Origin of the sequence: Desulfonatronovibrio magnus (assembly GCF_000934755.1) — a bacterium.
In the GTDB taxonomy this organism is placed as follows: domain Bacteria; phylum Desulfobacterota; class Desulfovibrionia; order Desulfovibrionales; family Desulfonatronovibrionaceae; genus Desulfonatronovibrio; species Desulfonatronovibrio magnus.
The window spans coordinates 1-12,296 of sequence record NZ_KN882184.1 but is presented as its reverse complement, the minus strand read 5'-3'; the positions used below and the strand labels follow the sequence as shown (position 1 = coordinate 12,296).

Genomic DNA, 12,296 nt, shown 5'->3' with positions numbered 1-12,296 from the left:
TCAGATTAAAAAAGCTACAGAATGAGCGGGCATTTGAATTTTCCGGCCTTCAAGAAACAGTTTTTCATGGGATGCCAGAAGGATTTTTCCTTTCCGGGATATTTCAGGCAGCAGCAGAGTCTGTTCCCGGGATGCCAGATTATAAGCCATAATAACTGTGCCTCTTATAACAATAAGCAGGCTTTGCTCTTCATCAAATTCCACTTTGACCTCGTGACTGCGTCCGTTGCTTAGATCAGGAAGCAGTCTGCGCAGGCCAATGATTTTTTTATACCAGTCAAGGATTTGCCTGTGGGGATCAAGATTTCTTTCATCCCAGTTTAGTTTGGAAGCTTTGAATGTATCCGGATCCTGAGGGTCGGGAATGTCTTCCTGTGGCCAGTCAAACGAGGAAAACTCCCTGCGCCTTCCCTGCCGGACCGCTTCAGCCAGTTCCGGGTCATTGTGTGAAGTGAAATACAGAAAAGGTGTTGATGCCCCCCATTCTTCACCCTGGAAAAGCATGGGAATAAAAGGCGATGTAAACACAAGGGCTGCTCCGATTTTTAGTTGATCAGTTGTAAGCAGGTGGCTGGTTCTTTCACCCGCGGCCCGGTTGCCCACCTGATCATGATTCTGCAGGCACCCAATAAACTTGTGTCCTGAAAGATCAGCAGCCGGCCGGCCATGAATCTTTTTGCGAAAAACCGAATAACAGCCATCACAGGAAAAATTTCGGCTCACTACTCTGGACAAATGATCAATGCTGCCAAAATCAGCATAATATCCCTGCTTTTCACCGGTCAGCAAAGCGTGAAGAGCGTGATGAAAATCCTCGTTCCACTGAGCGTCAAGACCGTAACCTCCTGTTTCCCGAGAACGGATAATGCGTGGGTCATTGAGATCGCTTTCCGCGATAAGAATTAGATGTCTTCCCAGCTGGGACTCCAGCTCTTTAACCTCGGTGGACAGCTGTTCCAGGAAATGAATGGCTGATGTGTCGAAGATTGCGTGGACAGCGTCTATGCGCAGACCGTCAAAATGGTAGTCGCGCAGCCACATCAGGGCGTTGTCTATGAAATAACGTCTGACTTCATGACTGTGAGGGCCGTCAAAATTGACCGCATCACCCCATGGAGTATTGTAGTGTCCGGTAAAGTAAGGTCCGAAACGAGGCAGATAATTGCCCACCGGGCCAAGATGGTTGTAGACAACATCCAGAAGTACAGCCAGTCCACGTTGGTGGCAGGTATCGATTAGTTCCTTGAGTTCTTCAGGATGGCCATATGCGTGATGGGGCGCAAACAGACTTGCTCCGTCATATCCCCAGCCGTATTCACCGGAAAATTCAGCAACCGGCATAAGTTCAACATGAGTCACTCCAAGTTCAAGAAGATGATCCAGGCGGCTGGCAGCAGCCTTGAAGGTTCCCTCATGTGTAAAAGTACCGATGTGCAGCTCATAGATAAGTGAAGAAGATATGGGACCTGGCTGCCATCTTTTGTCGCTCCATTTAAAGCGTTGATGATCAAGCCTGCGTGAGGGACCGTTCACACCTTGAGGCTGCCACGCTGAGCGCGGATCAGGAAACGGTCCCTTGCCGTCCAGCATGAAAGAATAGTCCTGTCCATGGGCTGGTATGTTTTCCGTTTTCCACCAGCCATTGCTGTCTGGTGACATGGTAAGGCTTTTACGGTCAATGCTCAGTTCCACATTATGAGCAAAAGGTGCCCAGACACCCAATTCAGGGGGCTGGTTTATTTTGTTGCGTGTAGTTAAGTCAGACATGTTTATGTGTCCTTCTGCAAAATATTAGTAACTTACTGCCTCAATCCTGTAGAAAAAAACAAGAAAACTTTTAACCCTGACAAGAGCAATAATACCCAAGATCCTTACTCTTCAGCCTTCAGCCTTCAGTCTTCAGTCTGAAAATTATGGTTATCGCCCCAGCTTAACGATCCTTGTTTAAATTGGGCAGAGGCATCCAAGATACTGAATAGTTACAAATATTATATTAATGTTCATCCTTTACCAGAAGAGCCACTGGAAATTTTCCCAGCAGCCTGGCCAGCTCCTGTGTACCCCCGGAAAAGTGTTCTCCGGCAAGAAGATTGTTCCACTCTCCAGGGGGCAGTTCCAGAGTAGTGTCGCCCCAGTTGTCTTGAAGTTTCATTACCAGTCTGGGGATGATGGTTATGGCCTTGTTGCCGCGACAAAAGGACATTACATGACCTGCCATTTCCCCTTTGGCGTGCAATGGCATGTAAGTGCTGTCTGAGCCGAACAGGTGAGGATGGTTACGGCGAAAATGAAGAGCCTGGCGCATGAGCCACATTTTAGGAAGCCCTTCTTCCATTCGTTCCATAATCTCTTGTATATTCAGTTCAGGCAGTTCTTTTAGAAGGGTGCGACGTTGTGTAAAGTCAACAGGTCTTCTGTTGTCCGGGTCAACCAGGCTCATTTCCCATAGTTCACTGCCCTGATAGATGTCAGGTACTCCCGGAAAAGTAAGGCGCAGCAGAGTCTGGGCAAGGCTGTTTATCCGCCCTGCCGGAATCAGCGGTACCAGAAAGTCCTCCAGGCTGGAGTGGAAGTCCTTGTCTTTGAGCAGGGCTTGGGCAAAATCCTGAACTGCCTGTTCATAATCCTGATCCTGTCTGGTCCAGGATGTGTAAAGCTTGGCTTCGCGCATGGCTTTTTCCAGATAAGTATGCAGCCGGTCAGCGCTGACAGGCCATGCTCCAATTAGAGTCTGATAAATAAAGTATTCTGTATTTGCATCAGGCAAGTTGCTAATCCGCAGTTTTTCATTTTTTTTGAACCAGCTTTTTACCACCTGGGCCCACTGTCCAGGAATTTCAGAAAGAAGTGCCAGCCTGGCCCGGACATCTTCGCTGCGCTTGGTGTCGTGAGTGGTTCCGGCAAGCAAGGTCAAAGGGTATCTGGCCTGAATATATTCACCGTATTTGTGAAGTTCATCCACAGATACCCCATATCTGTCAGGATCACCTCCCACTTCATTGAGACATATCAATGGATTGTAACGGTAGAAAGCAGTGTCTTCGACTCCCTTGGCCATGGCCGGACTGGTGAATTGCTGAAAGCGCATGGCAAGCTCTCCTTCAAGTTTTCCCGGTATTTCCAAAACAAGGATTTTTTCCAGAAAATTCAGAAGTTCCTGATCAATCCCCGGATCCTGCCCCTGTGCATCCATTACTGCCTGCCTGATATAATACCTGTCGTATTCAGAGACAGCCGGAACCATGTCTTCTTTGGACTGTCTTTCCTGCTCAGATCTGACATAACTTCTATAAACCGGAAAAGCAGCGGCCACCTGCATAAGAACCTGATGCAAATCTTCACGGGTATAATCTCTATGCCTGCGATGTCTTTCACATATGGCCACAAAAAGAGCGCTCAGTCTGTTTAGCTCGCTGCCCAGGGAGTGGCTGATGACCTGATGCTTGCAGGCTTGAACCAGACTCGTGAAGTCATCTTTTATGCTGGTGATTTCAGAGTACAGAGCGGCCAGGCCCTGCATGCCCTTAGGATCAATAAAAATTCCTCCGGCCAGGTTTAGAAAATCATATCCTGTTGTTCCCTGAACAGGCCAGTCCTGGGGCAGTCTTTCATGGGACTCAAGGATTTTTTCAACCAGAATCCACGCATCCGGGCAATGTTTTCGAAGGCGCTTGAAATATCCGGCAGGATCTCGCAAACCATCAGGATGATCCACCCTTAGACCTTGAACTTTATCTTCCTGAACCCACTTCAGTGGCAAGGCATGGGTAGTCATAAAAACTTCCTGGTTTTCAACCCGCAGGGCTGCCAGTTCGTTGATATCAAAAAAACGGCGGTAACCAAGATCCCGTCCGGCAGTGCGCCAGAAGGCCAGGCGGTAATTCTGCTGTTCTATGAGTAAGTCCAGAAGATCTACGTCCTGATTAATTTTTTCTACTTCAGCAGCTATGGCGTTCAGCAGCCTGCTTTTGCCGCAAAGGTCAGACAGAAGTTGCCGGATTATGTCCTTGTCCCGGTGCCGGCGTTTGACTCCAGGACGGCTGGTGACTGTAGGTCTTGGAAGTCGCCTGCAGCAATCAGCAATAAAGGCCAGCATATCTGAGCCGGATGTTCTGGCTGCGCTGGCAAGTAAATCTCCAAGACTGGAAGGATCCACAGGAAAGATATGCTCAAAATAATGCAGGGTGAACGTGCTGCCCTGGTGATTGAGCCGCAACTCATTTCTTTCCAGAATGCGGCCATAATGGTCGCCCAGTATGGGCAAAAGTATTTTGTTGGGCCAGCGGTCTTCTGAGGACTCCCAGTCCACGTCGAAAAAAAAAGCATAAGGGCTGGACGGCCCATTTTCCAGAACATCCCACCACCATGGATTCTGGCTGCCCATAATTGCCATATGGTTGGGAACCAGATCCAGAATATGGGCGAGGCTATGTTTTTTCAAAGTTCTGCAAAAAACGTTATGTTCTTTTTTTCCGCCAAGTTCCGGGTTGACTCTGGTAGGATCTACAACGTCATAACCGTGGGTGCTGCCCTTTGCAGCCTGAAGGTAAGGGGATGTATAGACATGGCTTATTCCCAGATCCGCCAGGTATGGCAGAATTTCAGTTGCCGCCTTGAATCCGAAGTCCGGACGCATCTGCAGCCTGTATGTTGCAGCTGGTTTATGAGGCATGACGAAGCACCACTATAGATCGGGCAATTACTGTCAACTTTTGCCCGGGTTTAAGTATTTCTTCATTGTCCACCCACCCTGTGCTGGTATCCAGTTCCTTTTTCCAGGTCGTTCCCCATGTTTCAGGAGGCAGGATAAATTCCAGTTCTTCATGATGGGCGTTGAATATAAGGTAAAAACTATTGTCTGTAACAGGTTCACCCTTGGGGTTGGGATTGGGGATTGCGCCTCCGTTAAGGTACACTGCCATGGATTTGGCGTAATCCTGCCCCCATTGTTCTTCAGCCATCTGTTCCCCGGCATGAGTAAACCATGCTATATCGGAAATGTCCTGGCCATGAATCTTTCGGCCCTGAAACCAGCGCCTTCTTCTGAATACCGGGTGATTATGGTAATAGGCAATAAGCCCTCTGACAAACTCAAAGAGTTGCTCATCAGCATTCTCCCAGTCGTACCAGGATATTTCATTATCCTGACAGTAGGCATTGTTATTACCCTGCTGGGTTCGGCTGATTTCATCGCCGCCGAGAAGCATGGGGACTCCCTGAGAAATAAGCAGAGTGGTCAGAAAGTTGCGTTGCTGCCTGCGACGCATGTCCTGAATATCAGGATCATCAGTGGGTCCTTCCGCGCCGCAGTTCCATGAACCTTCGTTATCGTGGCCGTCTTTGTTTTCTTCCATATTGGCCTGATTGTGTTTTTCATTGTAGGATACCAGATCGTTAAGAGTGAAGCCGTCATGGGCTGTAATAAAATTGATGCCGGCAAAAGGCTGGCGAGTATCATTGGCATAGAGATCAGAACTGCCTGTAAGGCGGTAGGCAAACTCTCCAAGAGTCTGGTCGCGTCCAGCCCAGAAATCACGGACGCAATCGCGGTATTTGCCGTTCCATTCAGACCATACTGCCGGAAAGTTACCCACCTGATATCCTCCTTCACCCACATCCCAGGGTTCGGCAATGAGCTTCACCTGGCTGATGACCGGGTCCTGCTGGATAAGATCAAAAAATGAAGACAGCTTGTCTACATCGTGCAGCTCGCGAGCCAGGGCTGAGGCCAGGTCAAAGCGAAACCCGTCCACATGCATATCTAAAACCCAGTAACGCAGAGAATCCATCAGAAGCTGCAGGACGTAGGGGTTGCGCATATTCAGGCTGTTACCTGTGCCGGTGTAGTCCATGTAGTAACGCGGATCATCGGCCATGGTCCGGTAGTAATAGCTGTTGTCGATTCCTTTGAAAGAAAGGGTGGGACCCAGATGATTGCCTTCCGCGGTATGATTGTAGACAACGTCCAGGATCACTTCGATTCCAGACCGGTGCAGGGTTTTGACCATATGCTTGAACTCCTGGGTTGTTGCTCCGGGACCTTTGTTTGAAGAGTATTCGTTATGCGGAGCAAAAAAATTAATGGAGTTATATCCCCAGTAATTGCAAAGACCTTGGTCAATGAGGTGCTTGTCATGAATGAACTGGTGAACAGGCATCAGTTCCACAGCAGTTATTCCCAGCTTCTTAAAGTATTCAACGCTGGTGGGGTGGGCCAGTCCGGCATATGTCCCGCGCAGTTCCCGGGGGATTCCCGGATGTCTCGCGGTAAAGCCTTTGACATGTGTTTCATAAATCACTGTTTCATGCCATGGTCGGCGAATTTGGCGCTCATCATTCCAGTCAAAGACTGGCTGGTGAACTACGCAGCGAGGAACAAACGGAGCACTGTCAGCTTCGTTGATACTGTCTTCACCTTCATTGAATTTATAGGAAAACACAGCTTCATTCCAGTCAACCTGTCCTTCAACAGCTTTGGCGCAGGGATCAATGAGCAGTTTGGCCGGATTGCAGCGGTGTCCATTTTCAGGCTCCCATGGTCCGTGGACCCGGTAGCCGTAACGCTGACCAGGTTTGACTTCAGGCAGGTAGCCATGCCAGCAGAAACCTGTTACCTCTGGAAGGTCAATTCTGGTTTCCCTGTCTTCTGAATCAAACAGGCACAACTCAACTCTTTGGGCTATTCCGGAAAAAATGGAAAAATTTGTTCCTGATCCGTCATAAGTTGACCCTAATGGATAAGGGTGTCCCGGCCATACTTTCATTTCATAGTCCTATATTTGTAACTGTTTAGTAACTTACCTTTTCAATCCTGTAGAATATAAGATTCGACTGCAAAAACCCTTTTTTGCAGTCGCAGGAGTCAGGAGACAGGGATCAGCCTCCGGCCCATAGGGGCCTACGCCCCGGAGGGGAGTCAGTAAAAACAAAGAGTTATGAAGATGCTTTTTGCCGAGTCACCTCATTTCCTGACTTTTTGCAGGGGAATCATATAACAAGAAAGTTTTTTTAACCCTGAAAGAGCAATAACGTCCAGGAATCTTATTCTTCAGCCTTCAGCCTTCAGTCTGAAAAGTACGGTTATCGCCCCAACTAAACAATTCCTGTATAATTCAGGTTGTAGGCACAGCCCGCCTTAGACTTCATGGAACCACACAGTCAATCCATGAGATATGATGGCTGTAACAATACTTGTGCCAATTTGAAAAAACGCAGCAGAGCTTTGAATGGGGCACGGCTTCCTGCTTACAGGCATACAGCCCGGAAGGGGGCCTGCTCTCCGGGAAGATGCTTGCCTCAAAAGTGACGCATTGAAAACACTGGCTGATGCACAAGTGGTTCTGAGAGTGTCTGTCCCAACTATGGCTGCGCATTCATTATTTAACTCTGGGTTGCTGACAGGGTTACTGACAGCGCCAGGCTTGGATTTACCCTGGACAGTCAAAAGTTTTTATATAATTGTTTATTTGTATTAGCTGTTTTAGCAGCTCAATATGTCTTCAGGACCAGGTATCTAACGATATTTATTGATTTTGTTTCTTTCAGCCAGGAACTTTGAACTCTCAAGTTAGAAGCTAATCCGCAGAAATAAACAGTCAAGCAGCAGGGCAGTTCAGGCTGAAGGCTGAAGGCTGAAGAATTCGGATTTTGGACCTTATTGGTCTTGTCAGTGATTAAAATTTTCTTGCTATTTATTACAGGGTTGGAACGGTAAGTTACTAATCAAATTTACAGTTTTCAGAAACCGGTAATGCTCCCATCAACATAAACCTCGTTTTCCACGAAACAGCATGCAAAGTAACCCTATGTATCATAAAGAAAAAACAGACAACTTCGGCACTAATTCCCAGGGATGGAATTTTCACAACAGTTATGTAAAGCTTCCATCTTCTTTTTTTGCCTGTCTTGATCCGGTTCAGGTAAGTTCTTCCAAAATAGTGGTTTTTAACTCCTCTCTGGCCCGGTTTCTTGGTCTTAACCCGGATGAACTTGAATCAGACAAGGGCGCGGCTATCTTTTCCGGCAACCAGTTACCTGAAAATGCCGAGCCCTTGGCTATGGCCTATTCCGGGCATCAGTTCGGATACTTTACCGTGCTGGGAGATGGTCGGGCCATTCTTCTGGGCGAACAGATAACTCCCCAGGGAGAACGTTTTGACATCCAGCTCAAGGGGTCAGGGCGGACCCCTTTTTCTCGAGGCGGAGACGGAAGGGCAGCGTTAGTTCCCATGCTCCGGGAATATATAATCAGTGAAGCAATGTATTATCTTCGCATTCCCACTACCAGAGCTCTGGCAGTTGTCACTACAGGCGAAAATGTTATGCGCCAGACACTTCTGCCAGGTGCCATTTTGACCAGAGTTGCGTCCAGTCATATCCGGGTTGGCACTTTTGAAGCAGCAGCGTGCCAGGGAGGTGTTGAAGATGTTAAAGTTCTTGCTGAATACACCATTAATCGTCACTTCCCTGATCTTAAGTCAGAGGCTAATCCCTGCCTTGCCCTTTTACAGGCAGCTGTAAGCAGCCAGGCCTCACTGGTGGCAAAATGGCAATGTGTTGGCTTTATTCACGGAGTAATGAATACCGACAACATGGCCCTCAGCGGAGAAACCATTGATTACGGACCCTGTGCGTTTATGGACAGCTATGATCCGGCAACAGTATTCAGCTCCATTGATCAACAGGGACGCTATTCTTACGGTAACCAGCCCCGGATATGTCAGTGGAACCTGACGCGCTTTGCTGAGACCCTGCTTCCACTCATAAGCAAAAACGAGAACGAGGCTATTAAAAAGGCTACAAGAGTCCTTGAGTCATTTCCTGAAATCTTTGAAAGTTTCTGGCTGGACGGGATGAAACGTAAATTGGGGATGTCAGGTGTTGAAAAGGAAGATCCTGAATTGATTGAAGGGCTGCTGAGTCTTATGCAAAAGCACAGGGCTGATTTTACCAATACCTTTCGAAATCTTCATCTCAAGAAGTTGCCTGATGATCCTTTATTTCACGACCAGGCTTTTGCAGTCTGGCACGGTGAGTGGATGAACAGGCTGAAAAGCCAGTCTCTAAGCATCAACGAATCACACGCAATAATGGACAAAAACAATCCGGCAGTTATTCCGAGAAATCATCGAGTGGAGGAAGCCTTGGAAACTGCTGAATCAAAAGGGGATTATTCGGTTATGCACAGGCTGATGAGTGTTCTTGCCAAACCTTTTGAAGACAATTCGCAGTCCAGTCATTACCGCATGCCTCCGGGGCCGGAGTTTGCATCATATCAGACTTTTTGCGGTACCTGAGCCTGGGAAAAAAACAGCCTGTCAGAAAAGTCGCTGTATTATGATCCAGCTTTTGGTAGCTGCACTTTATAGTTGCTCGCAGGTTTGGGGCCGGGTGCGCCCTAGACAGAACCCGTGAGATTTGATTGGGTTTTGAGGCAGGCGGTTGAGATATCTTGTTGTTCCAGTACTGGGGGGCAATGAACTGCTGAAAGCCGAAGTCCAGAAACAGGCAGGCTGTGCATAGAAGACACAGCCTGCCTGTTGTCAGCATAAGAACATGCTGATTTATGCATGCTATTGCTCTTTCATTTCCTTAACAAGATCTTGAAGCTTTTGAACCTGCATGAGCAGTTCTTTGAGGGCTTGATCAGAATTATCCATGACTTTGGCTGTATCAGATGACAGCCTGCTTATTTCCTCAAGGCTGATGGTGATCTGGTCGCTGGATGCTGACTGCTCTTCAGTGGCTGTTGCTATGGACCTGACATCATCAGCAGCCGCACTTACAAGACTGACTATCTCCTCAAGGGCCTTTCCTGATTTTCTGGCCAGCTCTGTTGCTTCCTGGACTACAAGAACAGCATCTTCCATGGCCTGGATATTGGTTTTTGTACCATCCTGAATGGATGAAATTGCCTGACTGACTTCCTTGGTGGCATTCATTGTTTTTTCCGCAAGTTTACGCACCTCATCTGCAACTACAGCAAAACCCCGGCCGGCTTCTCCTGCCCTTGCTGCCTCAATGGCCGCGTTCAAAGCCAGCAGATTAGTCTGGTCAGCTATATCATCAATAACATTCATGATCTTACTGATTCCTTCAGCTTCTTTCCCCAGGCCTCCTAAGTTGTCCCTTAGAGAATCAGCCTGATTCTGAACTTTCATAATGGCATCGACTGCCTTTTGTACTATTTCAGAGCCTAATAGCGCTTTTTCTTTTGATTCATCGGCTCTCTCAGCCACACTGGAAGCGTTTCTGGAGACTTCGAGAACTGTTGCATTCATTTCTTCCATGGCAGTTGAGCTTTCAGCAACCCTTTCGTTCTGGGAATGTGCGCTGTCTGAAGCGTGCTTGACCTGTGTGGACAGATCCTGAATGGAGCCAGTTACACGGTCCACAATAATTTCAACATTAGAGGCTGCATGCTGCATACCTTCAGCTTTGGCCATCTCTGCTTTTTTCCGGGCTTCTTCTGCCTCCTGTACGGCATTCATAGCTTTTTGAGATTCTTTTTCTGCTTCCTGAGTTTTGTCTTCAGCTTCAAGGATTTTTTCCTTGAGTTTGAGGACCATACCCTGAACAGCTGACTTAAGAGATGCCAGCTCGCCCCTGAAAGTTCCTTTAATGTCGGTATCCAGATCACCCTGTTCTACTGCGAGAGTGTACTGCCTGAGTCTGCTGAGAGGTGAGCTGATCATTTTTGAAAACAGAATATAAACAGCTGCGACTATGGATATCAGCCCCAAAGCGCCAAGAACAAAAAGGACTTGGTTGGCGTTTCTGATGGTGGCATAGATTGATGACATGGGAATGTATACTATTTCAGCAGTTTCCACTCTGTTTTCAAGTCTTGGTGGGTAGTCAAATGAGTATCTCTTTTGCATGGACAGGGGAGCATCTTCAGGATAGGAATGACAAGGCAGACAGCTGCGGGCATTTATTGCTCCCTGAGCTATGATATAATGATCAACCCCATCTACCTGCCTGACTCCACGCCATTCCAGATCGCGGTCCCCTGCAAGGTGCATTCGGTCCAGAAGTTGAATCAAATCAGCTTCTACAGCTGTGGCTTTGTTATCGGGATTCATAGGTTTTGTGGAGGGTGTTCTGAAAACTATTTCGTATTTACGATCTTGTGGCATGGCATCAAAGACCCGGTTGGCAGCATATGAGGTTGACTGGAGTTCGACAACAAAGTCATCAGGATCAAGCAGGTTTGTTGCCTCCGGCCTGATCACTGATCCCACATGACTGCGAACTGCTTTCATGCTGAAAAGAAGCATATCTGCTTTTTCTTCATATTGAGTGGTGATTTCTCTCTCCATTATCCTGTTGATGCTGATGATTAGAATGGCCATGGCCAAAAAACAGATTCCACCAGCAATGGCAATAAATACTCTGCTTATTTTCATTATAAACCCCTTGTTCTATGTAGAGTTGATGGTCAGTTACAAATTTTTTGAACAGGGCGCAGGGTGTCCTGCTCCTGAGAACAGCTTTTCAAAAAATGCACAAAATTTTGCAATACAGACCGAGTTTTCGAAAACCATAAAAAAAGGGGCTACGTTTTTTAACGTAAACCCTTGAAATTTAACGATTTGTGCGGACGGACCTGAATCTTCCATGAGGTTCTATTTAGAGACCTTATTCAAATTCAACAAGACATGAGAGAATCGCTGAATATTAACAATGATATATACCATGTTTTGGCAGTTACAAACTTCAAACCCGTGAATGGATCTACCAATGAGCAAGTATAAGATCGAGGTTTCAGCAAAACTGGTTGAGTGTTAGGGGAAACAGAAGATAACCCCATTGCACTAAATTAATCTTTTCAGCCAAATGGTTAAAGCTTACAAGTAACTGGAATCGTTTTGCTAACAAAATAAGACGGTTACAATTCTCATATTTTTACGATTTTTGCTTATGATTGATGCACATTTGCCTGAAAAGTTCCGTCAAAGATGAGAGCTTTGCGCCCCCCATGTGTCAGGATAGATGTCGCCTTGGATGAATTTTGAGGGAGGGCCAAGAGGAGGCCCCCCGGGGGGCCTCCTCTTGGAGCCAAATATCTCTTTCATCCTATTTTTAATATCACAAGGGGCAGGAGTTATTTCAATGTCTTACTCTTTGCATTTTAAGGAAAATGTAGTCAAAATGGTACTTACAGGTTCTAATTCTCAAGCTCAGGTCGCCAAAGATATGGGAGTACCTGCGTCTACCATGCGATACTGGCTTAAAACAATCCAGCACCCAGGAAGTACCACGATGGCTAAACATGAAAAACGTCCCCAGGATTG

6 protein-coding genes are annotated in these 12,296 nt (G+C 47.1%); 2 read left to right on the top strand and 4 right to left on the bottom strand.

The features are described 5' to 3' along the window. From treZ to glgX, 3 genes are all read right to left on the bottom strand, one after another. Window positions 1-1,767: a malto-oligosyltrehalose trehalohydrolase gene (treZ, locus tag LZ23_RS20020; RefSeq protein ID WP_045217098.1), complete on the bottom strand. Its 1,767-nt coding sequence runs from the start codon at window positions 1,765-1,767 to the stop codon at window positions 1-3. Between the two features lie 226 nt (window positions 1,768-1,993). Continuing rightward, window positions 1,994-4,672, bottom strand: a complete 2,679-nt coding sequence (gene treY, locus LZ23_RS20015) for a malto-oligosyltrehalose synthase (protein ID WP_045217096.1) — start codon at window positions 4,670-4,672, stop codon at window positions 1,994-1,996. Beyond that, the gene (gene glgX, locus LZ23_RS20010) at window positions 4,662-6,764 is read right to left on the bottom strand and encodes a glycogen debranching protein GlgX (protein WP_045217094.1); all 2,103 of its coding nucleotides are present in this window, start codon (window positions 6,762-6,764) and stop codon (window positions 4,662-4,664) included. The genes treY and glgX overlap by 11 nt, the downstream gene beginning before the upstream one ends. Window positions 6,765-7,790: 1,026 nt before the next feature. On the opposite strand from glgX, the gene LZ23_RS20000 reads away from it, so the two are divergent. Further along, window positions 7,791-9,296 (top strand): protein adenylyltransferase SelO, encoded by a 1,506-nt coding sequence (locus LZ23_RS20000; protein WP_232300554.1) that lies wholly within the window; start codon window positions 7,791-7,793, stop codon window positions 9,294-9,296. A 276-nt stretch (window positions 9,297-9,572) separates the two neighbouring features. Here the strand turns inward: LZ23_RS20000 and LZ23_RS19995 are convergent, their stop codons facing one another. After that, on the bottom strand, window positions 9,573-11,408 hold the full coding sequence (locus LZ23_RS19995; RefSeq protein WP_045217090.1) for a methyl-accepting chemotaxis protein: 1,836 nt from the start codon (window positions 11,406-11,408) through the stop codon (window positions 9,573-9,575). A gap of 706 nt (window positions 11,409-12,114) precedes the next feature. On the opposite strand from LZ23_RS19995, the gene LZ23_RS24830 reads away from it, so the two are divergent. After that, on the top strand, window positions 12,115-12,296 hold a 182-nt coding region (locus tag LZ23_RS24830), incomplete at its 3' end, for a transposase (protein ID WP_045217086.1).